The sequence below is a fragment of the Actinomyces sp. ICM47 genome (assembly GCF_905369875.1).
In the GTDB taxonomy this organism is placed as follows: domain Bacteria; phylum Actinomycetota; class Actinomycetes; order Actinomycetales; family Actinomycetaceae; genus Pauljensenia.
On record NZ_CAJPJE010000011.1, the window covers coordinates 32336 to 58825 of the forward strand.

A 26490-nucleotide genomic window follows, 5' to 3' on the forward strand; every position below is an offset into this window, starting at 1 on the left:
CACAACCTGACAATTGTTGCATAAGCATTGTGGGACCTCAAGGCTACACGCGGCTCACGTTCCTGGAACGAGGCCGGAGTCAGGTTCCGGCGCACACACGCATGTCGCCCGTCCGCTACGCGGACGGGCGACATCACGGGTCAGAGGGCGGCGATGGCCTTAACGGGATGCACCAACGAAGAAATCAGGCTTGCCGTCCGACGTGAGCTTGAGCAGCCCGTCGTTGCTGAATTGGACGTTGACGACTACCTTCGCATCAACGTCGCGCGTTCCCGGCATGTAGTACTTGTCGGAGTACGTCACCGCGAAAGTGACTGGCCCTTGGAAGACCCCCGGATCAATCTCCAGCGGCTCCAGCGATGTGGGCATCGTCTTGACGGAGATCGCGGTCACCGCGTCGCTTTGGAGGGCGAACGGACAGTCAGAATTCTGATTCCCCGGGATGGAGGCGCAGGAGTTCAAGAATTCCTTCGCGGACTCGAGCGCCGCCTCCTTCAGCTCGTCGCTGTAGGTCGCAATCAGGGAAACGTCGGCGTCATCAGCATAGGAGGTAGTCCCACCGTGGACGCCATCGAGGACGGCAACTGTCTTAGGGTTAACATCCACGTATTCGCTCGGGGCGACGGGCGTGAACGTGTACACGCCCGGGTAGAAGAGGTAGGTGGCCGGCTTGCCAGAGACAAGCTTGTGCGGAGCATCGGCGCTCACGCCGCCGACCGTGAACTGGGTGTACCCGCTGGCGTCGACGCTCACCGGCGCGGCAAGCGACCCCTTCACTGTCCAGTTATTCAGAACACCCATCGTCGGCTTTTCCTTGGTCACGGTGAAGGCGTGGGTGAAGCGCTCCCCGTTGACCTGCAGGGTGGCCGACACCTGACGGGTCTCAGCGTCCTCATTCTTGTCGGCGGCTACTTCTTCGACGACCAGCAGCGAGGTCGCCGAGGCCATCACGTCATCGGTCAGGAAGACCCGCTGATCGTTCGGAGCGCCCGGGTCGACCATCGCCGTCGCCGCGCTCGCCTTACCAGCAGCCAGCAGATCCAGATACTTACGCACCTCAGCCTCGGGCGTACGAGAACTATTAGCAACCTTGATCGCCACCACACCAGCAATCACCAGCACCACGAGAACGCCGACCAGAATCCCAATCAGCTTCATGCGCTTCTTCCCCTGAGCAGACACCGGCGTAAAAGCCACACCCGCACCAGCAGGCACCGGCGGACCCGGAACCGCAAGGGTCACAGGCGGTGCCGGTATCGGAGCCACGCTCGCATCGTTCTTCTCGGTGCCCATCGTGCACTCCTCACAACGTTTGACAAACCACAGCCTGGAAAGCGACGCGCTCTACACGCCCCACCGTCCAACCACTTGAGCGTGCCAAGTATCACACCCCACAAGCGCTGAGTCAAAGAACGATCACAGTACGGATAAGTGGTGCCCATCCGCTTCACGCGGACGGGCACCATCACGGGTTGGCAACGCCTAGACAACACCTCAGCGAAGGAAGTCGACCGTGAACTCAGGCTTGCCATCCTTGTCCATCTTGAGCACCTTGTCGTCATCGAGCTGCGCGCGAATCTCCACCTTAGCGTCGACGTCGCGCGTGCCCGCCATGTAGTACTTGTTGGAGTACGTCGCCGTGAAAATTACAGTTGCCCGAAATACTGTCGGTTGGTCTGCGGATTCCGCCCCCAAGGCCTTGGGCATCGCCCCCGAGACCTCGGTGACCGCATCACTCTGGATCGCAAATGGGCACGAAGAACTCTGGTTGCCCGGAATGGACGTGCAGGAATCAACAGCCTGTTGTCCTGCCGCTTGCGCTGCTGCGATCAGCTTGGTGTTGTAGGTGGCCTTCAGAGAGACAGTGCTACCGTTCCCGCCAAACCCGTCATCGAGAACGGCGACTGTCTCAGGGTTGGAATCCGCGTACTCGCTCGGGGCGACCGGCGTGACCGTGTAGACACCGGGGTAGACGACATAGGACCCCTCCCTACCGCTGAAGCTCTTGCTGGGGATATCCGCAGTGACGCCACCGATTGTGAACTGGGTGTATCCCTCGGCGTCGACGTTCAGCTCCACGGCCAGGGAGTCCTTCACCTTCCAGTTGTCAAGAACCCCCATCGCCGGGTCGTCTGCTACGACGGTGAAAGTACGAGTGAAGCGCTGCCCATCAACAGATAAGGTGGCGGTCACCGAGCACATGTCGGAGTCGCCGTCACTATCGGCCACGACGTCTTCGACGACCAGCAGCGAGGTCGCCGAGGCCATGGCGTCGTCGGTCAAGAACGTGTGCTGATTGTTCGGCACGCCCGGGTCGACCATCGCCGTCGCCGCGCTCGCCTTACCAGCAGCCAGCAGATCCAGATACTTACGCACCTCAGCCTCGGGCGTACGAGAACTATTGACGACCTTGATCGCCACCACACCAGCAATCACCAGCACCACGAGAACGCCGACCAGAATCCCAATCAGCTTCATGCGCTTCTTCCCCTGAGCAGACACCGGCATAAAAGCCACACCCGCACCAGCAGGCACCGGCGGACCCGGAACCGCAAGGGTCACAGGCGGTGCCGGTATCGGAGCCACGCTCGCATCGTTCTTCTCGGTGCCCATCGTGCACTCCTCACAATATTTGATAAACAGCAGCCAGAAGGCAGTGCTCTGCACGCCCCACCATCCGACCACGCAGGCGTGCCCAGTATCATATCTGGCTTGTGGCCAGTCAACACCGATCACAGTGGGGATACAACCATGCTCCCCGGTCACCGAGCGACCGGGGAACACATATTGTTGGCGGTTACTCCGCTTCGAACTCCACCCAGAAATGCGGCTTACCCGACGCGTCGAGCAAGACCTTGCCGCCATCGTCGAACTCAGGGGTCGCAATCGCCGTCGTCTTAATATCCTGGATCACTGTCCCCGCACCCCGCTGGATTCTGAAGGTCACGTAGCCTTGGAAGCGATTAGGTTCCCACTCACCGGTCTTCAGCTCTGTCGGCAGCTTCTTGACTTCGAGGAGTGAGAGAGTGCGCGACTGCAGGGCAAAGGGACAGGCGGCATCGAGGTTTCCGGGCGGGGTGACGCACGAGTTCGCCTGCGCCACGACCTCGTCGAGCGCAGCGTCCAACAGTGACGGACTGTAGGTGGTCTCAATCGACACATTTATGAGGGGATCGGCACCATACTGGTACTCAGTTCGCGTCGCCCTGAGGGTGGCCGACTCGGCCTCAACGTAATCCCCAAGGCCGACGGCATTGACCGTGTAGACACCCGGGTAGAACATGTAGGTCGGCGACGTGAACGGGAACGAATCGTAGTCGTTCACGGGTGCCGTCACGCCGCCGAACGCTGCCGCGCCGGCGGGGGCCGACATCGATGCCGGGGCAGCCACCTGATACTGCCCGTATCCAGGCACCGGCGCAGCTGTCTGCCGCGGAGGGGCCGGTACAGCTGAGAGCGTCGGTGGGTCGGGGACGGGGTCATCGTCCATGACACCAGCGAATGATGGGATCGAGGCCCCCGTCAGGTCATTGTGTCGAGTAGCCGTTACGCGTTCCTTACGACGTCCCGGGCGTCACGTCACGGGAAAGCCGCCAGGCACTTCCGCGGCAAACGGTTACCGTGACAGGGTAAGAATTAGCGGCGCTCTCAACCTCCGTCTTATATTCACGAAGAAGGCGAATCCCCTGCCGACGAGGGGATGCTGAGAGTGACGGAGATGACGGGTTTTCCGTCAATATCGGTAACCGGAATTCCTGCGTCTGAGAGCGCGACCGTGGCTGTAGTTTTAATGACGAGATCACGGGGCTGTGCGCCCAACGCAGCACCTGACGTATCCCGCACGGAAATCACAGCGTCGGATCCTACGTAGCTTCCCTCTTTGCTGCCATTTTCCACCGTTGCGGGGAGGGTGGACGCAACCAATTCGCTGATGTTTGCCGAGCGCACCTCTGAGGGGCATCCCGCTTTCATGTTTGTACCGAGCGTCGCACATTCCTGGACGGCTCCACGCATGGCACGAAGCGCCTCACCTCTCAGCTCTGCATTGAGCGTCCCATCGAAATGCACCGACGCAGTTTCATAGGACGACGAACGCGCCCCGTTTTCGATCACGACGGTGGCCGAAGGTGCATCGACATAGGCACCCAGCCCTTCGGGCTTAAAGAAATAAACGCCCGGAAATAGCACATACTCTGTGGGTGTGGTCTGGTCAGCCCCCACGGGGGCAACGACACCACCAACGCTAAATTCGTTGACGCGTGTACCCGAAACAGGAATCGTGACGAAGAGTCCATCGCGAATCTTCCACACGGATGAATCGCCCTCACGTTTCTCCCGTCGGTCAACCGTAAAGATGTGCGTAAAACGATGCCCGTTCATCCGGAGGACTGCCGTCACTGTCTTGCTCTGGATATCAGAACTGCTGTACTCGGGTTCACCCACCGATTCGATCTCGAGCCGAGCAGCGGCTGGCGAGGGTGATGAGAATCGTCGGCATTCCGTTCTCGTTCAGTTGGGGGATCCCCGTCGCGGTCAGGGGGACCTGCGCGTAGGGAGTGACCGCCACGGTGCGTTCGCTGGACCCGGTTGTGCCGCCCGATTCGCTGATCGTCACGAACGCGTCGTAGCCGGTGAAACTCCCACAATCCGTGTCGGTGGCAAGCATGGATGGCATCACGGACAGCTTCAGAGCGGTCACGTTCGGGGAGTGCAGCGCAGCTGGACACGACGCGTTCGTGTTTGATCCCAGCGTTGCGTTCACGAATGCTCGCGACGACAAGCGAGCGTTCTACGGCGGGTCATCGATGGATTCAATGACGAGGGGCGCGCTGAACCAACTCCGCGTACGTGTGTCCCTCGTCGTCCTCATCGATGTTTCTTCCCCTGCTTGGTGCCGCGTTAGTTGGCGTCGTCCTCGTCCCGGGTGACGACGGGCAGGGCCTTCGTTGGCGGCACCACCGCGTCGCCGCGCAACGCCGGGAGTGACAGCCCAGCGGTTGCTGGGATCTCCTGGGAGGATTCGGCGAGTTTGCGCGCCACGCGCGACATGGGACGGGACGAGGCCTGGGTTCCCTCGGTCGAAGCAGCCATGCTAACGTTCTCCATTCCTTGCAGATACACCGCTCGGTGTACGCCGTCCCATCGACGGGGAAACCAGCGGTCTACATCACGCTAGTGTACGGAATCAGAATCGAAATGGTCCCACGCCCCGCGCAGGATCTCCCCATCGAACATCGCACAGGCCTTCTCCCCCTCTTCGCGCGCCCGCACGCGACCAATGACACGGAATCCGTCGGGCAGTGGCGCGTCGGGCGGGAACGCGGCGAGCATCCCATGTTCCTCACCGCCCTGGAGCACCCACCACACGGGGTCCGTTCGACAGATCAGAGCCGGTGCTTGGAGCTTCCACGCCTCCTCCTCGATGGCGTGCCGGTCGAATTCGATGACGACGTTCGAGGCCGTGGCCATGCGGGCGGCATCGGCGGCCGGTCCGTCGGACAGGTCCATCATCGCCCGAGCACCCGCTGCAGCGGCGGCAACCCCTGACCCCAACGGCGGGTGCGGCGCGCGATAGGTCTCGATAAAGGGAGCGAGTTTCCCCAGCTGGTCAGTACCACGCACGGCAGGGTCGACGTGCCCGCCCGAGAGCAGATCGAGGCCAGCGTAGGAAAAGCCCAACGTACCACTCACCGCGATGACGTCGCCGGGGCGTGCCCCGTCGCGACGCACCACTGGCCCCGGGCAATAGCCGAAGGCAGTCACCGAGAGGACGAGCTTGTCTCCCGCGCTCAGGTCGCCGCCGACGACACCCGCGCCGACCTCGCGCGCCCGCTCCCCCAGGCCTCGGACAACATCGAGAAAAACATCCGCGTCCATGTCTCGCGGCGCGACGACCGAGGCAACGAGACCTGAGGGACGCCCGCCCATCGCGTCGATATCCGCTAGGTTCTGCGCCGCCACGCGGGCACCGACCTCGTAGCCGGTGGACCAGGACAGGTGAAAGTGCTGGTCTTCCACCATGACATCCGTCGTCACGATGAAGGATCCTTCGGGTACCGCGATCTGCGCGCAGTCATCGCCAATGCCTATGAGGGTGCGCTCGCCTGCGGGGAACGATGCGCGGAAATGAGAGACCAACTGGGCCTCGGACAGGTCACCTAACTTCATGACACCCAGGGTAGTCGCGAGCGCCACAATGCACCGCGATCAGGAAACGTCAGAGCGCCATGCCTCGCACGGTCTGGGAGGCGAACAGGCAGGCTGTCGCCGCGCTGGCAACGTTAAGGGACTCGGCGTCCCCCGTCATCGGGATCGACACGAGCGCGTCGCACAGCCGCATCTCTGCCCCCGACAGGCCCTTTGCCTCGTTACCGAAGACCCACGCGTGGGACTGCGACAAGCGCGAACGGCCGGAAACGCCCTGAGCGAGCATCTGAGAAAGGTCAAGGGAGCCGGCCCCGCCACTGGTCCCCAGCAGTGCGGCGCTGCGGCGATGGATGAGGGCGTGCGCTTCCTCGAACGAGGGAACGATGCACACGGGAATGTGAAACACCGAACCCGCGCTGGCACGCACGACCTTCGGGCTGGTAGCTTCCACCGTGCCCGAAACCGTGATGACACCGACCGCGCCAAACGCGTCGGCCGTGCGGATAATCGTGCCCACGTTGCCGGGGTCGCGCCCCTGAGCAAGGACCACAAGAGTCTCGCCCACGCTCGGTTCAGGTAGTTCGCGCGACACAGCGTCTGCGGAGGCCACCGCACACACTCCCTGCGAATCCCGCGAGAGCGCAACCGAAACCTCGGCAGTCACGGGATGCACCCAGCGAGTCGCGCGCTGCGCGGCCTCCACGATATCAGCGTGGGTCACCCACGCGTCCTCGCGCACATACACGTCCCGAACAGCGCCGGGACGAAAGCGCGCGAGCTCGCGCACGGCTTGAGGCCCCTCCACGAGCATCAGGCCCGAGCGCGAACGCGCCGAGCGCCCGACCAGACCCGACACCCTGCGCACGCGATCGGCGCGGGGATTGTCGAGAACGGTCAGGCGCTCGGGATGAGAGTTCACCAATCAGGCCTTGGGGGCGTTGATGTCGGCGGGCAGCGCGTCCTTGGCAACCTTCACCAGGGCGTTGAACGCGTTGATGTCGTTCACGGCCAGCTCGGCCAGCATGCGACGGTCGACCTCAACGCCGGCCAGGTTCAGGCCCTGGATGAGGCGGTTGTAGGTCAGGCCCTGGGCGCGGGACGCAGCGTTGATACGCTGGATCCACAGACGACGGAAATCGCCCTTCTTGGCCTTGCGGTCGCGGTAGGAGTAGACGAAGGAGTGAGTAACCTGCTCCTTGGCCTTACGGTACATGCGCGAGCGCTGGCCACGGTAGCCGGAGGCCTGCTCGAGTACGGTACGACGCTTCTTCTTGGCGTTGACAGAACGCTTAACACGTGCCATTTTCTACTGTTCTCCTCTAACTCGAGCTCACTTGCCCAGCAGACGCTTGACGCGCTTGACGTCGGCGGTCTCCAGGACCTGGTCGGTGGCCAGGCGGCGGGTCTTGCGGCTGGACTTGTGCTCCAGCAGGTGGCGGGCTCCGGCCTGCTCGCGCATGATCTTGCCCGAGCCAGTCGTGCGGAAGCGCTTCTTAGCACCGGAATGAGTCTTGTTCTTCGGCATTTCTATTCCTTCGTTGTGAGGCGATTACTATCGCCGTCAGTCCTGTTCGTCAGCCTTGTCGGCTGCCACGCGGGCCTGGTCCTTGCTGGCGCGTTCGGCGCGTTTGCCCCGGCGTTCGGCGCGCTCGGCCTCGCGGCGCTTGCGCTGCTCGGTCAGGGCGTCGGCCTTGCGCTTGGTGGGGGCCAGCACCATCGTCATGTTGCGCCCGTCCTGACGGGGCATCGACTCGACGGTGGCGAGATCACCGATCTCCTCGGCGAGGCGCTGCAGGAGGCGAACGCCAGCCTCGGGGCGAGACTGCTCTCGACCGCGGAACATGATCATGACCTTGACCTTGTCGCCGGCGGACAGGAAGCGCTCCACGTGGCCCTTCTTGACGCCGAAGTCATGATCGTCGATCTTGAGTCGGAAGCGGATTTCCTTCAGCTGCGTGTTCGCCTGGTTGCGGCGAGCATCGCGGGCTTTCTGGGCGGCTTCGTACTTGTACTTGCCGTAATCCATGAGCTTTGCGACGGGCGGCTTAGCATTCGGCGCAACCTCAACCAGGTCAAGCCCGGCCTCTTCGGCCAGACGCAGCGCATCCTCAACGCGGACGACGCCGACCTGTTCACCTCCGGGTCCCACGAGGCGAACCTCGGGGACTCGAATACGCTCATTGATGCGAGTCTCGCTGATGAGCGGCTCCTTCCACAGAATCCTTATGCGCGAAACGAAAAGCCTCCGTTACGCGACGCGCACGGAGGCTTCCATAGGGTCAACACGCACAGGTGTTGACCGCCGAACCCGATCCCCTGCGCTTCGCCCCTGCGGGCGGCATTCTCCCTGTCGAGAGGCGGGTATCCAGGTGGGATTTCTCCGCTTGCGTTCCGGGCGTATGCCCAGATGATCACATCCACTCTACCAGAGATGACGCCCCCGCGCCAGGTCAGGGGTCATTGCGCGCCTCACGCTCACGGACAAGGCCGTGGCACGTCGGCAATCACCGTGGCCTCAGACGAGGATGGGCGCGATCTCGACGCGATCAGCCGAGGCAATGAGACGGCGGTTTGCCCCGACGTGCGACAACGCCTGGGTCAGGCTCTGCTTCATCGCCGAGGCATTGGCCGCTTCCGTGAAACAGGATCGTTCCACGGACACGATGACGCGCGTCAAACCACCGCCCGCGTAGGTGATGGACAGGTCGGTGATGGCGGAGCAGACAGCGTTTGCTTCGTCGAACAGCAGGTCACGTAGGGCCACATCGCGCCATGCGGGCAACCACTGATCGCCCTGGGCGAGGGCGGCGACGGCGGGGCGCGGCAGCAGCACCGCGTCGGTACCCGGATTGACGACGACGCGCCCGCCCGTCTCAATCAGGGCCGTGAGTCCAATCGTGCGGAAGTCCAGGGCCATCGGTCGATCGCCGGGGCGGTGAGCGGACAGCGCACGGACCGACGAATAGATCGCGAGCGCCTCCCCCGCTGGGGTCTGCACGCGCACGAAGTCAATCGGGTTGTGCCCACTGTCGCCGGCATGAACGCCCGTCACGCGCGGGTCGGGTTCGACGTCGATGGGCACGATCACACGCTCGAACACGAGGGCATTGACGAGGGCTTCGAGGCGGGCGGCTCCCGCGTCGTTCCCCTCCCCCAGCGCCAGCGCGCGCATCGTGCGTGGCAGGCCCTGGCCACCATCGCCGCGGTCGTGGCTCATCATCGACAGGCGCTGAGCCAGTCGATTCTTCTGTTCCTCGGAGAGATTGGGCATTCCAGCGGCCATCAATCCTCCTCGTATCCCGCAACGGCCAGCGCGTCCACCAGGGTAAATGCCCCCTGATAGAGGGCCTTTCCGACGATGGCCCCCTCGATACCGAGGGCACGCAGCGCCTCGATATCGGCCAGTGAGTTGACACCGCCCGAAGCGATGATGCGCGCGTCAGTCGAGTCTGCGACGCGCTCCAGCAACTCACGGTTCGAGCCGGTCATCTGCCCGTCCCGCGTCACGTCGGTGACGACCACGCGGGCCACCCCGGCCTCGTTCAAAACGCGCAGTACCTCCCAGACGTCACCCCCCTCGCCGCATCCGCCGCGCGCGGCCAAGCGATCCCCGTGCACGTCCAAGCACACGGCGACGCGCTCACCGAAGGAATCGACGGCCTCACAGACGTCATCGATGCGCGCGAGCGCCTGCGTGGCCACGTTGACGCGCTCAGGTCCCATCGCCAATCCGGCCTCGATGGCCGCGCGGCTCGTGATGCCACCCGACAGCTCGACGCGCACGGGCGTCTCCCGAATAACTCGGGCCAGCAACTCAGAGTTCTCGCCGCGACCAAACGCCAGATCCAGGTCCACGAGGTGCACCCAGCGCGCCCCGGCCTCGTCGAAGGAACGAGCGACATCAATCGGACTACCCCAGCTCCCGACATCGACCGACCCGGAGGACAGACGCACCGCCTGCCCGCCCGATACGTCGATTGCGGGCAGCAGTTCGAGGACGCTCATGACTGCTTGCGGCGGAACCAGCCGAGCGGGCCGCCACCCTTGCGAGAACCGTCGGCGCTCACCGAATCCGAATAGTCACTGGGCGTCGTGCGCCCCAGCAGCAGATCCTCCGTGGCCGGAGGCATCGCGCCCAACAGGAGGCCAGCGGGGATCGCTTCCTCCGGCTCACCACCCACGTAGCGCTGGGCGGAAATACGACCTGAGACGCCCGGCTCCACGCCATCGCCCTCGACGAGCCAGCTCATGAGAGCAACCGCCCCATACTTCGACAGATTCGACACGGCGCGCGCCACACGGTCTACCACATCCGGCATCGGGCGCTGGCCGGTGAGCAGAGCATCCAGCTCCTCCTCGTCCGTCGGCGTCGTCTCAACACGTAACCACACGGCAGTCCACGGCTTGAGACGCACAATGGACTCTCGGACGCCCGACAGCGCCAGCAGCGAATGCAGGGCCTCCGGGTACGCGATCGGTGCCAGCACCAGCGCGACCGACAGACGGCCACCCTCCAGGTGCAGCGACTCGTCGACGGGAGTATCGTCCGGGTCACGCGTCGGCTGAGACGACGCCTCTGTCCCTGTCTCCCCCAGCGATGCGACCAGCGACTGGAACTCCGCATCGATATCGTCGTTGTGAGCGCTCACCGCTCCTCCTTATTGTGTGTCTTTGCCACCAAGGATACTGTTCATACACGCCCTCGCGCGTCATGCGCTCTCCACCAGCGAAAGGACCCCACCATGACCATCCCCACGATCCCTGTACGCGGAGAGATTAAACTCGGCCAATTCGTCAAGCTTGCCTCCCTCGCGGAAGACGGTGCGCAGGCCCGCGAACTCATCCAGGGCGGCGACGTGACCGTCAACGGCGAGGTAGAGACACGCCGCGGCCACCACCTGAGCGCGGGCGATCTCGTCGAGGTCGACGCCCCCTGGGGACGGGCCGCCGCAATCGTCGGGACCGCCTCCTAAACTTCCCCGTCAACGACACGAGCCGGGCCGACCGGCCCGGCTCGCATCATCTTAGGACGAGGACACGACGCCGCCCGCGCCGACCACGGCCTTGATATGGCTGAAGAAGGCGCTGGTCTGCTCCACGCGCAGCTTCGGATCCAGCTCGACAACCGTCGTGCGCCCCGGCTCCGTCAGGTGCAGGCGCACCGGGGAGCCACCCGGATAGGACTCGAGGACGCCTCGCAGGTCGGTGAGAAGCTCGGGCGTGCACCGGGCAGCCGGCAGGCGCAGGTCGAGCGGCAGGTCCGCCCCGCCTGACAAATCCAGGAGAGTCATCGACTGACCGTAGATCGTCATACCCTCCTCACGGACGTTCACCTTTCCTTCAATCTGGACGATGATGTCCTGAGCGAGGTAGGTCTGAATCGACTCGTACGAGCGCGGGAAGAAGAGAACGTCCACCGAGCCAGACAGATCCTCGATGGTTGCAATCGCCCACGCATTTCCCTGCTTCGTCACCTTCGTCGTCACGCCGGAGACCAGGCCCGCGATCTTGACGATACGGTCCGCCATCGCACCCTCCGAGCCCACAACCTGCGCGATCTCATAGTCCTGGTGGCGAGCCAGCGCCGCCTCGACGCCGCGCAGCGGGTGGTCGGAGACATACAGGCCTAGCATCTCGCGCTCGGCAGCCAGCTTCGTCTTGCGATCAAACTCGGGCAGGTCCGGGATGTCGATCGCCAAGCCGGAACCCGAGTCATCGTCCTCACCCAGTGCGCCGAACAGATCGAACTGCCCGATGGCCTCGTTGCGCTTGACGTCGATGATCGCGTCCACGGCCTCGTCGCAGCGCGCAAGGAAAGCGCGGCGCGTGTGCCCCATCGAGTCGAAGGCACCGGCGCGGATCAGGGACTGGATCGTGCGCTTGTTACACACCACCTGCGGGACCTTGTCCAGGAAATCCTGGAACGAGGAGAAACGCCCCTTCTGCGCGCGAGTCTCCACGATGGCGTCAACGACCGGCCCACCGACGTTCTGGATGGCGTTCAGCCCGAAGCGGATCGCCTCACCGTCAGGCGCGAAGTTACCCATCGACGCGTTCACGTCCGGGGGCAGGACCGTGATGTCCATGTGGCGACACTCGGCCAGATAGAGAGCACGGCGGTCCTTGTTGTCCTTCGTCGAGGTCAGCAGGGCGGCCATGTACTCGGTCGGGTAGTTCGCCTTGAGGAAGGCAGTCCAGTAGGAGACGAGGCCGTAGGCCGCCGAGTGCGCCTTGTTGAAGGCGTAAGCGGAGAAGGGAACGACGACGTCCCACAGGGCCTTGATCGACTCCTCGGAATAGCCGTTGTCCACCATGCCCTGCCGGAAGCCCTTGAACTGCTGATCCAGGACCTCCTTCTTCTTCTTACCCATGGCCTTACGCAGAATGTCTGCCTGGCCCAGCGAGTATCCCGCCAGCTTCTGGGCGATCTGCATGACCTGCTCCTGGTACACGATCAGACCGAAGGTCGTGCCCAGGATGTCCTTGAGCGGTTCTTCCAGCTCCGGGTGAATGGGCGTAATCTCCTGACGCCCGTTCTTACGCAGCGCGTAGTTCGTGTGCGAGTTCGCACCCATCGGGCCCGGGCGATACAGGGCGCCGACGGCGGAGATGTCTTCGAAGTTGTCGGGCTTCATGAGCTTGAGGAGGTCGCGCATGCCGCCACCATCCAGCTGGAACACTCCGAGGGTCTCGCCTCGTCCCAGTAGCTCATACGTCTTCTTGTCGTCGAAGGCCAGGTGATCGAGGTCCGGGTCCGGCTTGCCGTTGAGCGCGATGTTCTCAAGGGCGTCGGACACGACCGTGAGGTTACGCAGGCCCAGGAAGTCCATCTTCAGCAGGCCGAGCGTCTCGCACGTCGGATAGTCGAACTGGGTGATGATCGCGCCGTCCTGCGGGCGCTTCATGATCGGGATGATGTCCGTGAGCGTGTGGGAGCTCATGATGACCGCGCACGCGTGCACGCCCCACTGGCGGGTGAGCCCCTCCAGGCCGAGCGCGTACTGGACGACCTCGTGCGTGTCGGGGTTCTCCTCGTAGAACTTACGGAACTCCGAGGCCTCGGCGTAGCGCTTGTCCTTCTCATCGAAGATGCCGTGGACCGTGATGTCCTTGCCCATGATCGCCGGGGGCAGGGCCTTGGTGAGCTGCTCGCCGACCTTGAAGTCCTTGCCGAGAATGCGCGCGGAGTCTTTCAGGGCCTGCTTGGTTTTAATCGTGCCGTAGGTGACGACCTGGCTGATGCGGTCCTCGCCGTACTTGCGCTTGACGTAGGCGATGACTTCGTCGCGCCTACGTTCGTCGAAGTCGACATCGAAGTCAGGCATGGAAATTCGCTCGGGGTTGAGGAATCGCTCGAAGATCAGGCCGTGATCGAGGGGGTTCAGCTCGGTGATCTTCATGGCGTAGGCGACCATCGATCCAGCACCCGAACCACGGCCTGGCCCCACGCGGATGCCCTGCGACTTTGCCCAGTTGATGTAGTCGGCGACGGTCAGGAAGTAGCCGGGGAAACCCATCGAAATAATGACGTCTTCCTCGTACTGGGCCTGCTTGCGCACGGCGTCAGGGATGCCGTTCGGGAAGCGATCGCGCAGGCCTCGTTCGACCTCCTTGATGAACCACGAGGTCTTGTCTTCGCCCTCGGGCACCGGGAATTCGGGCATGTAGTTCGCGCCCTCCTTCGTGGTCGTAAAGTGCACGTCGCAGCGCTCAGCGATCTCGAGGGTCGAGTCGCAGGCGCTGGGCAGCTCGCTCCACAGCGAACGCATCTCGTCCGAGGAACGGATGTAGTAGCCGTCGCCATCGAACTTGAAGCGGTCCGGGTCGTTAATGCGCGAACCGGAGTTGATGCACAGGAGCGCGTCCTGGATCTTGCGGTCGTCGCGCTTGACGTAGTGCGCGTCATTGGTGGCCACGAGGGGCGCATTCATAAGCTTGGCGATCTCGAGGACCTGCCGGTGGGTGCGTCGCTCAATGTCGATGCCGTGGTCCATGACCTCGACGTAGAAGTTTTCCGCCCCGAAAATGTCGCGCAGCTGCGCGGCCTCAGCCACGGCCTCGTCCCACTGCCCCAGGCGCAGGCGCGTCTGCACGGCGCCCGAGGGGCAGCCCGTGAACACGATGAGGCCCTCGTGGAACTGGCTGAGCAGCTCCTTGTCGGCGCGCGGCCACTTGCCGAACTGGCCGTCCGTCGAGGCGTAGGACCCCAGGCGGAAGAGATTATGCATGCCCGTCGTGTTGTAGGCGATGAGAGTCAGGTGATTGTAGGAACCGCCGGCGCTCACGTCGTCGGCGCGCTGCCACGGCTCACCCCACAGGACCTTCTGACGATCAAAGCGCGACGTGCCGGGGGTCACATACGCCTCAAGCCCGATGATCGGCTTGACGCCCGCGTTCTTGCAGTTCGTGTAGAAGTCGTAGGCACCGAACAGGTATCCGTGATCGGTCAGGCCAATCGCGGGCTGCCCGAGGCGCGCCGCTTCCTCCGCCATTGCTTTCGTCTTCGCCGCTCCATCCAGCATCGAATACTCGGAGTGGTTGTGGAGGTGCACGAAGGAATCAGCCATGCGTCGATTCTACTGGCCGTGGCGCGCGCGGGGCCATGCAACGCGCGAACGCGCGCGGTCGTTCATCTCACGGCCCACTCATTGACGAGGCCGTGGCTGGGATGCACTGTCGCCTCCGTCTTAGGTGCCAGGATGACGCAGCTTGTCGAGGGCCAGCTCCAGGTCGGCCGGATAGGGGCTGGACACGCTCATCGGCATGCCCGTTCGCGGGTGAGCAAAGCCGAGACGAACGGCGTGCAGCCACTGTCGGGTGAGTCCCAGGCGCTCAGCCTGAGTGGGGTCTGCGCCATAGAACGTATCGCCCACGCAGGGGTGACCGACAGCGGCCATATGCACGCGGATCTGGTGGGTACGTCCCGTCTCCAGGTGTACCTCCGTGAGTTGGGCCCCCGCCATGAGTTCCAGGGTGTCGTAGTGGGTGACAGCTCGCTTGCCGCCGTCAATGACGGCCATACGCCATTCACGGGAAGGGTGGCGACCGATCGGAGCGTCGATCGTGCCCGAGGCCGGGTCGAGGTGACCGGCGACGACCGCGTGGTACACCTTCTCGATGGTGCGCTCCTTGAAGGCTCGCTTCATGACCGTGTAGGCCAGCTCTGACTTGGCGACCATCATCGCCCCCGAGGTCCCCACGTCGAGGCGGTGGACGATACCCTGTCGCTCGGGCGGGCCATAGCTGGTGATGCGGTAACCCGCTGCCTCCAAATTCCCCAGGACCGTGGGTCCCTCCCACCCGGGACCGGTGTGTGCGGCGACGCCCACGGGCTTGTCGACGACGACAATGTCCTCATCGTCGTACAGGATTCCCATGTCAGTCACGGGCGTCGGCTTACTCTCCGGCTCGGGGATCGTCACCTCGATAATGTCGAAAGCGCCCAGTCGATCCGATTTCCCGGCAGTCACGCCATTAATCAGGACATGCCCGTCCCCCGCCAGCTCCGCACAGCGCGAGCGTGACAGGCCGAGCATGCGGGCCAGGGCGGCATCCACACGCTCGCCCACCAGGGCATCGGGCACGGGAAGCATCCGAGAACTCACTTGCTCCCTTCCTCTCGGGGTTCACGTGACAGAGCCAGCGCCAGCCACGCTGCACCGAGCACAATCCAGATATCCGCAACATTTCCAACGAACCAGGTGCCGTAGGCGATGAAGTCGGTGACGTGCCCGACGCCAAACCCAGGCTCACCGGTCAGCCGATCAATCAGGTTGCCGACCGCGCCACCCATGAGCAGGCCGATAGCCAGCAGCGTTGACGACCTACGCACGCGGATCGCCAACGCACCGAGGAAGCCCATGATGATGAGCGTGAAGACGGTCAGCAACCACGTCCTGTTAACGCCAAGGGAAAAAGCCGCACCCGAGTTGTGCACAAGCCTCAGCGAGAGCAACTCACCCAGGATCGACCGGTCACTGCCATCCCCGAGGGCGACGCGCGCCCACGCCTTCGATGCTTGGTCAGAGACTATCGCGACGACCAGGAGGACTAACGCCCAGATCCACGTCGTGCGTGAAATGAGCGAACGAGTTGAATCAGCCATGGTTCCCTATCTTAAAGGACCGGCGGCGGCACACCGCAGGGTGCACCGCCGCCGGGAAAGAAATAGGCGATCAGTTCTCGTTGTTGCCAACCTCGTTGAGGAGGGACTCGAGGTGGTTGCGCAGGTTCGAGCGGTACTCGGACTCGAAGGTACGCAGGCCGTTGATCTTGTTCTCGAGCAGCTCACGCTCCTGCTCGAGCTGCTTGAGGACGTTGTCCTTCTGCTTATGAGCATCGGCGATGATCGACTCGCGCTCGGCCTTGGCCTCGGCGATGATCTTCGCGCTCTGCTCCTCGCCATCGCGCACGTACTCGTCGTGGACGCGCTGGGCAAGGGCCAGCATGGAAGTGGCGGAATCGGGGTCCTGCGGCACGGCGAAGGCCGGCATCACGGGGGCGGGCGTCTCGACAACCGCGGGAGCGGGGGTCTCGACAGGGGTGAAATCGCCGTTGGAGAGCTCAGCGACGCGGCGCTCAGCTGCCTCCAGCTTTTCCTTGAGTTCCTGGTTTTCCATCTGCAGGGAGTAGATGGTGGAGACTACCTCGTCAAGGAACTCATCGACCTCGTCCTGGTCGTATCCCTCGCGGAACTTGACATACTGGAACTTCTTGTTGAGGACATCCTCGGTAGTGAGCAGGGCCATTGCTTCGCCTCTCGGTCGTTTCGATTGGACAAGCGGAACACCGCATGCCTGGACGACCGGGAAGGCCGCCCGCTATCACGTCACAAAAATAATAACCGATATTGTCACACAAACAACATTCATCCCGACCCGAGTGTCGCATATGTCCGACCTCTCATGCCCGAATTTAATACCTATTGGCTAATGAAGTAGAGAATGTTCGCAAACCGTTGTGCAACATATAGGATTAGGAACAACACCAGAAAACCGACATCGATTGCCATTCCTCCACCAAGTCGCAGGGGCGGAATGAAGCGACCGAACCAGCGGATCGGCGGGTCGGTGAGCGCATACAGAAGGTTCGCCACGACCAGAACGATTCCACGGGGACGCCATCCGCGCGCAAAAAACTGGACCCAGTCCAGAATTACGCGCGCGAACAGCACCATCATGTAGAGGTTGATAAGGACACTAAGACCCCACCCAACCCAGGATAGAACGATCACTGGCGAACTCAGCCCTGGTTGTAGAGGGACCCGCGGCGAGCCGAGGACGAGCTGTCACCGGCCACCTCGACCGAGGCCGGGGAGAGCAGGAATACACGAGCCGTCACGCGCTCGATGACACCGTGCAGACCGAAGGTCAGGCCGGCGGCGAAGTCCACGAGGCGACGAGCCTCCTCCTCGCCCATGTCGGTGAGGTTGATGATGACCGGCGTGCCATCACGGAAAGCCTCGCCGATGGTGACGGCGTCAGAGTAAGCGGTGGGGTGGATCGTCACGATACGTGTGAGATCCTCGGCGGATTCCTCGCGTCGGATGGCAGTCAGCGTCGGGCGGGAGACGGGGGTGATATCGGCCACGGGGGCTACCTCTTCCACTTCGTCGACCTCGTCGAAGTCCTCGAACTGGTCAAACTGGTCGATGGGTTCATTAGCCGGGTACCAGCCCATGAACTTGCGTGCTCGTGCACCGAACGAATTACTCATCATTCCTCCTTCTGCCGATGCATAGCCACAAGCTACAGGCGCTTGACGGTTACGTCGCGCAGGGTGCCCGGCGCGTCGCGAGGAGTGACACACACAGAACCCGTGCATACCCGCTGACGAGGCGAGGCAGTGGAGTCTGTGCGGATTACGCACCCTCGATGCGCGTCCCGCATCAGTTAGACGGGAATGATGATCAGCGCTTGACGACCACACCCGGAATCGGCTCGGTACGAGAAAAGATCGGAGTCTTCGAGCGTGCAGCGGGGGTCCGTCAGGACCCGCACCCCCAGCTCTCTCAGCTGGGTACTAGCTGCCGCCGAGAGGTCAAGGGAGGGAGTTCCCCACGAGGTGCGCGCCCTGATCCCCGGCATGGCGGCCTCGCTCTCGCTCGCCATGTGTTCCGGCACCTCGTAGCAGCGTCCACAGATAGCCGGACCGATGAGAGCGAGGATCGCCTCATCCGTCAGTGAACGAATCTGCTCGACAGCAGTGGTCAGGATCCCCCCGAGCAGGCCGCGCCTGCCCGCGTGAACAGCCGCAACGACTTCACCGCGTGCTGCGGAGAGGACAACGGGCAGACAATCAGCTGTCTGGACGGCAAGAGCGGGCGCACTTCGCCAGCCGCGAGCATCGATCACGACACCGTCAGCCTCGACGGGACCCCATTCTCCCGGCGCGGGACGAGCAAGAGCCGTTCCAGCACCGGCCAACATCGGTACTCGGTCTGTATGCACAATGGTCTCGACCCGGGTCGAGTGCGTCTGATTCATCCAGACAATGTCCCGTCCCAATCGGCGCGCCATAGCCTCCCGGCGTGCCCGGACCAGCGCCGGATCGTCGCCCACGTGCAGGCCCACATTGCCTGCAAGCGCGCCGGTGCTCGGGTCCACCTCGGTGAGGTGGACCCGAGCACCGGCAAGAAACTGCATCGCCATCAGCGAAGGAAGGGAGGAATATCCAGCTCTTCCTTCTCCGGGGCCTCGGGGTAGACGCGAGGCACCTCGAAGGAACGATCAGACTCGTTCTCCTCGTACTCGACGGCGGCCAGAGGCTCAACCACAGCCGAAGCGGACTCGCGCACGGGCGCAGCCACATCCAGGCGATGCTGCGGGCGACGAGTCGACAGCTGCGTGATGCGAGCGATCTCGGGAGTCGGAGCCTTCGCCTCGGGGGCGGAGGAACGCTTCCGAGCGACGGAGGCAGACACCCGAGAAACAGCAGGACGCGCCGGGGGAACCTCCGCGACATCGTCGAACCCAGCCGCAATGACCGTGACACGAATCTCGTCGCCGAGGGTATCGTCGACGACCACGCCGAAGATGATGTTCGCCTCCGGGTGAACGGCTTCGCGCACCAGCTGCGAGGACGCGAAGACCTCCTGCAGGCTAACGTCAGAACCACCCTGGAAGAACATGAGCACGCCGTGGGCACCGTCAATCGACGCCTCAAGCAGCGGGGAGGAGATGGCGCTCTCAACAGCACGCAGCGCACGATCCTCGCCCGTAGCCGCGCCGATACCCATGAGCGCCGAACCGGCGTCCTTCATGACGGACTTGACATCGTTAAAGTCGACGTTGATGAGGCCCGGGGTGGTGATCAGCTCGGTGATGCCCTGGACGCCCGAGAGCAGGACCTGGTCAGCGGCGCGGAATGCATCGAGCACGGAGATGGAGACGTCGGAGATCTCCAGGAGACGGTCGTTCGGAATGACGATCAGGGTGTCAACCTCTTCGCGCAGCGTGGTCACACCACCTTCGGCCTGCGCCGCGCGGCGGTTACCCTCGAAGGAGAAGGGGCGAGTCACAACTCCCACGGTCAGCGCGCCGGCCTCGCGAGCCACGCGGGCGACCACGGGAGCAGCACCCGTCCCGGTGCCGCCACCCTCGCCAGCGGTCACGAAAACCATGTCCGCGCCTTCAAGCGCGGCGGCAATCTCGTCAATGTGATCCTCGGCGGCCTTGCGACCGACGGCAGGATCCGCGCCGGCACCCAGGCCGTGCGTCAGTTCGCGACCGATGTCAAGCTTCGTTTCGGCATCGGACATGAGCAGAGCCTGCGCGTCAGTATTGACCGCGATGAACTCAACGCCCTTGAGGCCGACCTCGATCATTCGGTTCACGGCGTTAACTCCGCCGCCGCCGACGCCGACGACCTTGATCACTGCCAGGTGGTTTTGCGGTGTCGCCATGGATGTCTCCCTTGCATCAGACCCTCAACCTTTAGTTGAAGGTTGATGTTTAATGTGCTTCGTGTCGGAAAGAAATTAGGGGTCCGCGCGCAATCCTTCAAGCCAACACGCGGACAATGGATAAGACCTAACTGGTCACAGGATGATTGGGCGCCGATACGTCGTAGGTCGTCGCCTTCACATTCGCGAGCAAAGTGGCGAGAACCCGAGCCTTTTGGGGCGCATCTCCACTGGTTCCCCACTTGACAGTCTGCCCCCCGCGCAGGGTGAAATTCACCTGCGTTCCGGTCGAGGTAATCGCGGAAACCTGCGAACGCGTCGACTGGTCTAACGCACCCAACATGGAAGCCACATCAGAGGCTCCTGCGGCGCGATCCCCAGAGAGGGTGACAAGCGGATATCCGCCAACACTGCTCACTCGTTCAAAGCGCACACCCTGATCGTCGACCAGCCAGTAGGTTCCTTCGGCAGCCTCAACCGCGATGCCCGCGCGCATCGTCACGGACACCTTGAGGCTCGTCGGCCACCGGCGAGACACCGATGCTGACTTGACGGCCACGTTCTCCTGAACCGCACGCGAGACCGCCTGCGTGTCCAGGCGCGTGAGCGGCACACCCTCGAAAGGGGATACCGATGAACGCACCGAGTCGACGGTCACAAGCGTGCCATCCTCGCCCGTCACCTGAATATTCCCGGTCGACAAGGCAAACAGCGGCGAGAAGAACGCCAGCCATCCTGCGCCTACCACGAGCGCGACCGTCACCACGGATACCGCGATACGGCGCAGTAACAGCATGCGCCGCGCGCGCGTGCGCTCGCGCAGCCGATCCCCCAGGTCCGTCGCTTCCTCGCTGCCCAGCAGCGTGGCAGCGTCGGCCGCCGCGACGGGAGTCGCGAGCACACCGCGTGTCGTGCGGCGTTCGACGGCGCGCGAGTGTCGTTCCTCGCCCTGCTCGCGGGCGGCGCGCTCAGCACGCGCACGGGCTCGACGCTCGCGCGCCTCCTCCCGGGAACTCTTCTCGCCTCCGCGCTCACGAGTCCTGCGCTGAGCAAAACCTTCCCGAGTGCTGCGTTGGGTTCCCTCACGAGGGTTGCGCTCCTCGCTGCCCTTCCCCGGGCGCGCCCGCTGTGACGAGGCCGGGGCGGCCTCGCCAACATCGGGTTCGTCGCCCGCGGCGTCGGTGACGGCGGAGGGATGCTCGCGCTTGCCCCCCGGTCGCCTCGGGGAGGGAGGCCTCATACCTCCATCCGCTTCCACTCGTCAAGAACGTCAGTGCCACAGCGAGTGATTGACCCCGCGCCCATCGTCACACATACGCCGCCCTCGGGCGTCAGGGACGCCGCGAGGCGTGCAGCCTCGTGCATATCCTCAACGTAGGTAGCACCGGGCACGCGAGAGGAGATCAACGTCGAATCGACGCCGGGTTCCGGATCCTCGCGGGCACCATAGATCCCCGCGAGTACAACGTGGTCTGCGCCGGACAGTGCAGCGGCGAAACGCTCCGCAAAAATACGCGTGCGCGAGTAGAGATGCGGCTGGAAGACAACCGTGACCGCTCCCCCGTCCGCGACGACGCGAGCCTCACGGATCGCGGCCTCCACCTCGGTCGGGTGATGCGCGTAGTCATCGAAGAGACGGCGGGTACCCACCTGGCCGCGAGCCTCAAACCGGCGAGCCGCGCCCGTGAACTGACCCAATCCGTCGGCGACCGCCTGCGGATCCAGGCCACACTCGATACCAGCCACCCACGCGCCCGCAGCGTTGAGCACGTTATGCTCGCCCGGCACGCCCATGACCAGCTCGGCGCTGCGGTCCCCCCACGCCAGCGAAGCGGAGGCACCACGAGCTTCGACACGTACGTCGGAGATCACGACATCGGGCGTGTGCAGCGCACGACCAGCACATCCGTAGGTCACGACGCGCAGGCCCTCGGCCCGCGCCGCGGACGCCAAGCGCACCGCACCCTCGTCCTCCGCGCAGGTCACCAGGAGGCCCCCGGGCACCATGCGGCGAGCGAACTCGACGAAAATCTGCTCAAACTCCTCGCGCGAGTGGTAGCGATCCAGGTGATCGGGCTCCACGTTTGTCACGATCTCGATGGACGGAGAATAGTTCAGGAACGAGCCATCCGACTCATCGGCCTCGGCGACGAACACGTCACCCGCACCCAGGTGCGCACCCGTCCCTAGCTGCGGCAGGACACCGCCCACCGCCACGGACGGATCCAGCCCGCACGCCGCCAGTGCAATCGCCAGCATGCCCGACGTCGACGTCTTACCGTGCGCGCCCGCCACGCCGACGAAACGCATGCCCGACGCGGCCAGCGCCAGTGCCTGCGAGCGGTGGATAACCCGCTGCCCGCGCTCACGCGCGATCGCCAGTTCCGGGTTGCTCTCGCGGATCGCCGTGGACACCACGACGACGGCAGCCGGGTCCACGTGGGAGGCATCATGACCGACGTAGACTCGCACGCCTACCGAACGCAGATGCTCGAGGACACCGGAATCCTCACGATCCGACCCCTCAACCGTCGCGCCGCGCGAGGCCAACAGCTCCGCGACGACGCTCATTCCCGCGCCGCCGATACCAATCAGATGGAAACGATCCTGCAGCGTCGGCTCACTCATGGCCGTCCTCCTTCACCTGTGCCAATGCCAGATCCGCCAGCGCGCGAGCCGCGCCCGCACGCCCCAGCGACTGCGAGGCAGCCGCCATCTCCGCCAGACGCGTCGACCCCAGCAGCGGGAAGACGTTGCTGCGCACAAAGTCGGCGGTGAAATCCTTGTCATCGATGAGCTGCGCGCCACCCGCCTCAACGTGGTCCTTAGCGTTGAGGCGCTGCTCACCGTTACCAATCGGCAGCGGCACGTAGATACATGGAAGCCCCAGGGCCTCCATCTCGGCGACCGTCCCCGCGCCCGAACGGCACACGACCAGGTCCGCCACCGCCAGCGCGTCCTCCATCGTCCTCAGGTAATCAATGACATGCCAACGATCCGACAGACCGGCGGCCTCAACGGCGGCGCGTACCGGCTCGTCCTTGCCGCGACCCGTCAGGTGCACGACCTGCGCGCCCTCGGGCAGCGCATCCGCGCCGCCCGTCATCGACTCGTTCATGTGGAGCGCCCCCAGCGATCCACCGGTCACAAGCAGGGTCGGAGCCTCGGGGTCAACTCCCAGGCGTTCAGCGGCCTCGCGGCGCGCCTGCGCGGCCCCCTCGGAGGTTGCGCGGCGGTTCGCCAGATCAGCGATGGCGGAACGCAGCGGCAGGCCCGTCACAACCGTCTCACCCACGCGAGCAGCCAGCGGCGACGAGGGGAACGTCAGGGCGACGACCCGCGCATTGCGCGCACCCACCTTATTCGCCAGGCCCGGACGCGCGTTCTGCTCGTGGATGACGATCGGAACGCCAGCGCGCTTCGCAGCGATATAGGCGGGGGTCGACACGTAGCCGCCAAAGCCCACCAGCACGTCCGCGCCCTCAAGCGCCTGCTCACAGCGCTTGACCGCTTCCGAGAAGCGAGAGGGCAACGTGAAGAAAGCCAGCGAGGGGCGGCGCGGGAGCGGTACGCGCGGGATCTCCACAAGCGGGAACCCTGCGGCCGGAACCAGGTCCGCCTCCAGGCCCGCCTTCGTGCCCAGCACAACCACCTCGGCGCCACTGTCGCGCAGCTGCGCGGCCGTCGCCAAAAGAGGATTCACGTGGCCGGCGGTTCCGCCGCCAGCCATCACAACCTTGACCATAAGCGTCTCCTTAACGCAAGCGTGAGCTGAAAATTTATCGAGCGGAGCGCCTGCGGGGTGCCACCCGCGGGTCGCGACCAGCCGAGGCCTCGTCCGGCCTCCCAATCATCCACATCCCCGCGCGCGCACGCGCAAAGGACGCCACGACCGCCACTGAGGTGATCGTGAACAGGAAAGACGAGCCGCCGTAAGACACGAGCGGCAGGGGCACGCCGATGACCGGACCCAGGCCCGTCACCGACAAGACATTAATAACGGTCTGCACGCCAATCCACGTGCCGACACCAGAGGCCGCAATCACCACGAAAAGATCCTCGGCCTCGCGCGCCACGCGGAACATACCCCACACGAGCAGCGCCAAACACAGGAGCACCGCAAACGTGCCGAGCAGGCCGAACTCCTCGCCAACGATCGCGAAAATGAAGTCCGTGTGCGCCGCCTGCAGGTAGTTCCACTTCTCACGCGATGCACCCGGCCCAAGGCCCGTCAGGCCACCCGAACCCAGCGCCCACAGCGAGTGGTCGATCTGCTCGGGGGCGGACTCGTCCGGCCCCTTCGACGTACCCGGCAGCACCGCGAGGACGCGACGAATACGCGTCGGATTCGACAACACGAGCAGAACCAGAGTCGGAATCGCCAGCATCAGGAGAACACCAAACCAACGCTTGGGAAGGCCCGCAACCCACACGGCACCCAGCGCACCCATGGCGACAACCATCGCCGTGCCCATGTCGCGGCCCAACATGACCGCGCCCAGCGCGACGAGAATGGGCAGCACAACCGCGATACTCATCGCCTTCAGATCCGAGCGCTTCGACGCGGACTTCGCGACAATCCACGCGAGGAAAACGACGAGCGCCAGTTTTAGCAGCTCTGACGGCTGGGCCATGATCGGCCCCATCTTCACCCAGTTCGCGTTGCCGCCCTCCGAGCGCCCGAGCGGAGTAATAACGAGGCTCTGAAAAACAAGCGCAAACAGAAACAACAGGGCGGCTACGGTCCTCAGCACGCGCTGCGGAATCAGCTGAACAATCGCCGCAATCACAAGTGATGACACAATGATAAGGAGCGGACGCGCGTACGCCGTATACGGATTTTCCCCCTCGGCGATCGACGTCACCGTCTGCGCGGAAAAACCCATGACGAGACCGAAAAACGAGAGCATCAGGGCCGGAATGATGACCAGAAAATAAGTCATCACCGGATTCGCCGGGTGTTCCTGCCCCGACCCGAAACGGATTCGGGGAACGTTCACCGTCGGAATGTGCCAGCCGCGCTTATTCGTCGCCACCCGCGCTCCCCCACTGGGCCGCCAGACGCCGCACCGCGTCGGCGAAGACATCGCCGCGCTGACCATAGTTGTCGAACTGATCCCACGACGCGCAGGCCGGAGCGAGCACCACGGTGTCACCCGGACGTGACAAAGCCACGGCCTCGTTAACGACGGAGAACATCCAATCCTCGTGGCCGTCCACCTCCACGAACGGAACGTCGGGGGCGTAGGCCGCCAGCTCCTTGACGAGCACGCTGCGGTCCGCGCCGATCACGACGACGCCGCGCAGGGTCGGCTCGACCTGGCTAATAAGTTCCGCAAAGTCCTGTCCCTTCGGGTCGCCGCCGACGATCCAGATGGCGCTGCGCGGGGGCAGCCCGGCCAGCGAGGCACGGGCAGCGTGGGCGTTCGTCGCCTTCGAGTCGTCGATCCACGTCAGGTCTGCGGCGCGCGCGACAACGGCTCGGCGGTGACCTGCGGGGCGGAAGGCTCGCAAGCCCGCCTCCACGGCCTCGGGTTCAACGCCGTAGGCCCGCGCCAGGGCCGCTGCAGCCAATGCATCCGAGAGAACTGCGGGCGACGGATGGTCTCCGTATGCCCCCGCCAGGTCAGAAATGTGGGCCAGAGCGATCGCGTGACGGTGACGGTGACGGTCGTCGACGAACGCACGATCCACCAGCAGGCCTTCAACGATGCCGAACTGCGAGACAGTCGGGGCACCGAGCGTCAGGCCAATCGCCCGAGCCCCCTCCACGACATCCGCGTTCTCCACCATGGCCTCGACGGTGCGATCCGCAGCGGGGTACACGCAGGCACGCACGGTGTTCTCGTAGACGCGTGCCTTGTCGGCCGCGTACGCTTCGACGCTGCCGTGCCAATCGAGGTGATCGGCGTCCACGTTCAGGCAGATGGAAGCAATCGGGCGCACCGTGTAGGCAGTATGCAGTTGGAAGCTCGACAGTTCAACGGCGAATACCTCGGCGTCGGAGTCAATCGCGCGCGTGATCGGGGTGCCGATATTGCCGACCTCCTCGGCCTTGACACCCGATGCACGCAGGATCTCCCCCAGCATGCCAACCGTCGTCGTCTTGCCATTCGTGCCCGTCACAGTCAACCACGGGCGACCGGCGTGAGGCCCCTCCTCCTGGAGACGCCAGGCCAGCTCCACCTCGCCCCACAGGTCGATTCCTGCCTGCGCGCAGGCCTCGAACACGGGGTGATGCGCGGGGATACCGGGGGACACGACGACGAGGTCGGGGCGGGCATCCAGCACCGCGCGTGCCAAGGCGTCTGCGTCCTCCTCAACGTGGACGCAGACGTCCGCAACCTCGTCGAAGAACAGCGTCGCGGCAGGACTAGCCGCGAAAGCGCTCACGCACCAGTCGCGGGACAGAAGAGCGCCCGCGGCACCCTGGCCGGACT

Annotated in this window: 28 protein-coding genes; 1 reads left to right on the forward strand and 27 read right to left on the reverse strand. The window is 64.2% G+C overall.

The features are described 5' to 3' along the window. Positions 1-159: 159 nt before the first annotated feature. The 14 genes from QZ149_RS03880 to QZ149_RS03945 form a co-directional block, all read right to left on the reverse strand. Positions 160-1293, reverse strand: coding sequence for a hypothetical protein (locus QZ149_RS03880; protein ID WP_291449965.1), 1134 nt, complete (start codon positions 1291-1293; stop codon positions 160-162). 201 nt (positions 1294-1494) lie between these two features. Next, the gene (locus tag QZ149_RS03885; protein WP_291449966.1) at positions 1495-2613 is read right to left on the reverse strand and encodes a hypothetical protein; all 1119 of its coding nucleotides are present in this window, start codon (positions 2611-2613) and stop codon (positions 1495-1497) included. Between the two features lie 184 nt (positions 2614-2797). Beyond that, on the reverse strand, positions 2798-3490 hold the full coding sequence (locus QZ149_RS03890; RefSeq protein ID WP_291449967.1) for a hypothetical protein: 693 nt from the start codon (positions 3488-3490) through the stop codon (positions 2798-2800). Between the two features lie 176 nt (positions 3491-3666). Beyond that, positions 3667-4443, reverse strand: coding sequence for a hypothetical protein (locus QZ149_RS03895; protein WP_291449968.1), 777 nt, complete (start codon positions 4441-4443; stop codon positions 3667-3669). Further along, positions 4436-4699, reverse strand: coding sequence for a hypothetical protein (locus QZ149_RS03900; protein ID WP_291449969.1), 264 nt, complete (start codon positions 4697-4699; stop codon positions 4436-4438). Before QZ149_RS03900 ends, QZ149_RS03895 begins: the two co-directional genes overlap by 8 nt. A 200-nt stretch (positions 4700-4899) precedes the next feature. Continuing rightward, positions 4900-5091, reverse strand: a complete 192-nt coding sequence (locus QZ149_RS03905) for a hypothetical protein (RefSeq protein WP_291449970.1) — start codon at positions 5089-5091, stop codon at positions 4900-4902. Between the two features lie 81 nt (positions 5092-5172). Beyond that, a complete protein-coding gene (thiL, locus tag QZ149_RS03910) occupies positions 5173-6168 on the reverse strand; it encodes a thiamine-phosphate kinase (protein ID WP_291449971.1) in 996 nt (331 codons plus the stop codon). A gap of 49 nt (positions 6169-6217) precedes the next feature. Then, on the reverse strand, positions 6218-7066 hold the full coding sequence (locus tag QZ149_RS03915) for an RNA methyltransferase (RefSeq protein ID WP_291449972.1): 849 nt from the start codon (positions 7064-7066) through the stop codon (positions 6218-6220). 3 nt (positions 7067-7069) lie between these two features. Beyond that, positions 7070-7450 carry a 50S ribosomal protein L20 gene (rplT, locus tag QZ149_RS03920; protein WP_007587751.1) on the reverse strand — a complete coding sequence of 127 codons (381 nt, stop codon included), beginning with the start codon at positions 7448-7450 and terminating at the stop codon, positions 7070-7072. A gap of 27 nt (positions 7451-7477) precedes the next feature. Next, a complete protein-coding gene (gene rpmI / locus QZ149_RS03925) occupies positions 7478-7672 on the reverse strand; it encodes a 50S ribosomal protein L35 (RefSeq protein ID WP_005871559.1) in 195 nt (64 codons plus the stop codon). Between the two features lie 36 nt (positions 7673-7708). Continuing rightward, positions 7709-8374 (reverse strand): translation initiation factor IF-3, encoded by a 666-nt coding sequence (gene infC, locus QZ149_RS03930; protein WP_081445781.1) that lies wholly within the window; start codon positions 8372-8374, stop codon positions 7709-7711. Between the two features lie 288 nt (positions 8375-8662). Then, complete coding sequence (locus QZ149_RS03935; protein WP_291449973.1) at positions 8663-9430, reverse strand: SseB family protein; 768 nt, start codon at positions 9428-9430, stop codon at positions 8663-8665. Continuing rightward, on the reverse strand, positions 9430-10152 hold the full coding sequence (locus QZ149_RS03940) for a HisA/HisF-related TIM barrel protein (RefSeq protein WP_291449974.1): 723 nt from the start codon (positions 10150-10152) through the stop codon (positions 9430-9432). The genes QZ149_RS03935 and QZ149_RS03940 overlap by 1 nt, the downstream gene beginning before the upstream one ends. Next, a complete protein-coding gene (locus QZ149_RS03945) occupies positions 10149-10796 on the reverse strand; it encodes a hypothetical protein (RefSeq protein WP_009647305.1) in 648 nt (215 codons plus the stop codon). Before QZ149_RS03945 ends, QZ149_RS03940 begins: the two co-directional genes overlap by 4 nt. Before the next feature lie 93 nt (positions 10797-10889). Between QZ149_RS03945 and QZ149_RS03950 the strand changes: the two genes are divergently transcribed. After that, on the forward strand, positions 10890-11120 hold the full coding sequence (locus tag QZ149_RS03950; RefSeq protein ID WP_291449975.1) for an RNA-binding S4 domain-containing protein: 231 nt from the start codon (positions 10890-10892) through the stop codon (positions 11118-11120). A gap of 51 nt (positions 11121-11171) precedes the next feature. Here QZ149_RS03950 and dnaE read toward each other — a convergent pair whose 3' ends face one another. From dnaE to murD, 13 genes are all read right to left on the reverse strand, one after another. Beyond that, complete coding sequence (dnaE, locus tag QZ149_RS03955) at positions 11172-14714, reverse strand: DNA polymerase III subunit alpha (protein ID WP_291449976.1); 3543 nt, start codon at positions 14712-14714, stop codon at positions 11172-11174. 120 nt (positions 14715-14834) lie between these two features. Further along, positions 14835-15740, reverse strand: coding sequence for an RluA family pseudouridine synthase (locus QZ149_RS03960; RefSeq protein ID WP_291449989.1), 906 nt, complete (start codon positions 15738-15740; stop codon positions 14835-14837). Positions 15741-15748: 8 nt separating this feature from the next. Further along, the gene (locus QZ149_RS03965) at positions 15749-16252 is read right to left on the reverse strand and encodes a signal peptidase II (RefSeq protein WP_291449977.1); all 504 of its coding nucleotides are present in this window, start codon (positions 16250-16252) and stop codon (positions 15749-15751) included. Positions 16253-16322: 70 nt separating this feature from the next. After that, a complete protein-coding gene (locus tag QZ149_RS03970) occupies positions 16323-16895 on the reverse strand; it encodes a DivIVA domain-containing protein (RefSeq protein WP_291449978.1) in 573 nt (190 codons plus the stop codon). A gap of 173 nt (positions 16896-17068) precedes the next feature. Further along, positions 17069-17380 (reverse strand): YggT family protein, encoded by a 312-nt coding sequence (locus QZ149_RS03975; protein ID WP_291449979.1) that lies wholly within the window; start codon positions 17378-17380, stop codon positions 17069-17071. Between the two features lie 8 nt (positions 17381-17388). Then, positions 17389-17862, reverse strand: a complete 474-nt coding sequence (gene sepF / locus QZ149_RS03980; RefSeq protein WP_291449980.1) for a cell division protein SepF — start codon at positions 17860-17862, stop codon at positions 17389-17391. Positions 17863-18038: 176 nt separating this feature from the next. After that, a complete protein-coding gene (locus QZ149_RS03985; protein WP_291449981.1) occupies positions 18039-18797 on the reverse strand; it encodes a polyphenol oxidase family protein in 759 nt (252 codons plus the stop codon). Then, positions 18797-20050, reverse strand: a complete 1254-nt coding sequence (ftsZ, locus tag QZ149_RS03990) for a cell division protein FtsZ (RefSeq protein WP_291449982.1) — start codon at positions 20048-20050, stop codon at positions 18797-18799. The genes QZ149_RS03985 and ftsZ overlap by 1 nt, the downstream gene beginning before the upstream one ends. A gap of 127 nt (positions 20051-20177) precedes the next feature. Next, positions 20178-21290: a cell division protein FtsQ/DivIB gene (locus QZ149_RS03995; protein WP_291449983.1), complete on the reverse strand. Its 1113-nt coding sequence runs from the start codon at positions 21288-21290 to the stop codon at positions 20178-20180. Beyond that, the gene (gene murC, locus QZ149_RS04000; RefSeq protein ID WP_291449984.1) at positions 21287-22678 is read right to left on the reverse strand and encodes a UDP-N-acetylmuramate--L-alanine ligase; all 1392 of its coding nucleotides are present in this window, start codon (positions 22676-22678) and stop codon (positions 21287-21289) included. Before murC ends, QZ149_RS03995 begins: the two co-directional genes overlap by 4 nt. After that, the gene (gene murG, locus QZ149_RS04005) at positions 22671-23795 is read right to left on the reverse strand and encodes an undecaprenyldiphospho-muramoylpentapeptide beta-N-acetylglucosaminyltransferase (protein ID WP_291449985.1); all 1125 of its coding nucleotides are present in this window, start codon (positions 23793-23795) and stop codon (positions 22671-22673) included. Before murG ends, murC begins: the two co-directional genes overlap by 8 nt. Positions 23796-23829: 34 nt before the next feature. Beyond that, positions 23830-25086, reverse strand: coding sequence for a putative peptidoglycan glycosyltransferase FtsW (locus QZ149_RS04010; RefSeq protein ID WP_291449986.1), 1257 nt, complete (start codon positions 25084-25086; stop codon positions 23830-23832). Continuing rightward, the coding region (gene murD, locus QZ149_RS04015; protein WP_291449987.1) for a UDP-N-acetylmuramoyl-L-alanine--D-glutamate ligase at positions 25073-26490 on the reverse strand (1418 nt) is incomplete at its 5' end. The genes murD and QZ149_RS04010, both read right to left, overlap by 14 nt.

What these genes read in the sequence shown, in the direction of transcription:
- rpmI (WP_005871559.1), bottom strand. Translation starts at nt 7,672, where the DNA reads ATGCCGAAGAACAAGACTCATTCCGGTGCTAAGAAGCGCTTCCGCACG.
- QZ149_RS03965 (WP_291449977.1), bottom strand. Translation starts at nt 16,252, where the DNA reads ATGGCTGATTCAACTCGTTCGCTCATTTCACGCACGACGTGGATCTGG.
- QZ149_RS03940 (WP_291449974.1), bottom strand. Translation starts at nt 10,152, where the DNA reads ATGAGCGTCCTCGAACTGCTGCCCGCAATCGACGTATCGGGCGGGCAG.
- thiL (WP_291449971.1), bottom strand. Translation starts at nt 6,168, where the DNA reads ATGAAGTTAGGTGACCTGTCCGAGGCCCAGTTGGTCTCTCATTTCCGC.
- QZ149_RS03960 (WP_291449989.1), bottom strand. Translation starts at nt 15,740, where the DNA reads ATGCTTCCCGTGCCCGATGCCCTGGTGGGCGAGCGTGTGGATGCCGCC.
- QZ149_RS03880 (WP_291449965.1), bottom strand. Translation starts at nt 1,293, where the DNA reads ATGGGCACCGAGAAGAACGATGCGAGCGTGGCTCCGATACCGGCACCG.
- dnaE (WP_291449976.1), bottom strand. Translation starts at nt 14,714, where the DNA reads ATGGCTGATTCCTTCGTGCACCTCCACAACCACTCCGAGTATTCGATG.
- QZ149_RS03905 (WP_291449970.1), bottom strand. Translation starts at nt 5,091, where the DNA reads ATGGCTGCTTCGACCGAGGGAACCCAGGCCTCGTCCCGTCCCATGTCG.
- QZ149_RS03970 (WP_291449978.1), bottom strand. Translation starts at nt 16,895, where the DNA reads ATGGCCCTGCTCACTACCGAGGATGTCCTCAACAAGAAGTTCCAGTAT.
- QZ149_RS03985 (WP_291449981.1), bottom strand. Translation starts at nt 18,797, where the DNA reads ATGGCGATGCAGTTTCTTGCCGGTGCTCGGGTCCACCTCACCGAGGTG.
- QZ149_RS03890 (WP_291449967.1), bottom strand. Translation starts at nt 3,490, where the DNA reads ATGGACGATGACCCCGTCCCCGACCCACCGACGCTCTCAGCTGTACCG.
- ftsZ (WP_291449982.1), bottom strand. Translation starts at nt 20,050, where the DNA reads ATGGCGACACCGCAAAACCACCTGGCAGTGATCAAGGTCGTCGGCGTC.
- QZ149_RS03950 (WP_291449975.1), top strand. Translation starts at nt 10,890, where the DNA reads ATGACCATCCCCACGATCCCTGTACGCGGAGAGATTAAACTCGGCCAA.
- QZ149_RS03995 (WP_291449983.1), bottom strand. Translation starts at nt 21,290, where the DNA reads ATGAGGCCTCCCTCCCCGAGGCGACCGGGGGGCAAGCGCGAGCATCCC.
- QZ149_RS03935 (WP_291449973.1), bottom strand. Translation starts at nt 9,430, where the DNA reads ATGGCCGCTGGAATGCCCAATCTCTCCGAGGAACAGAAGAATCGACTG.
- rplT (WP_007587751.1), bottom strand. Translation starts at nt 7,450, where the DNA reads ATGGCACGTGTTAAGCGTTCTGTCAACGCCAAGAAGAAGCGTCGTACC.
- QZ149_RS03885 (WP_291449966.1), bottom strand. Translation starts at nt 2,613, where the DNA reads ATGGGCACCGAGAAGAACGATGCGAGCGTGGCTCCGATACCGGCACCG.
- murG (WP_291449985.1), bottom strand. Translation starts at nt 23,795, where the DNA reads ATGGTCAAGGTTGTGATGGCTGGCGGCGGAACCGCCGGCCACGTGAAT.
- sepF (WP_291449980.1), bottom strand. Translation starts at nt 17,862, where the DNA reads ATGAGTAATTCGTTCGGTGCACGAGCACGCAAGTTCATGGGCTGGTAC.
- murC (WP_291449984.1), bottom strand. Translation starts at nt 22,678, where the DNA reads ATGAGTGAGCCGACGCTGCAGGATCGTTTCCATCTGATTGGTATCGGC.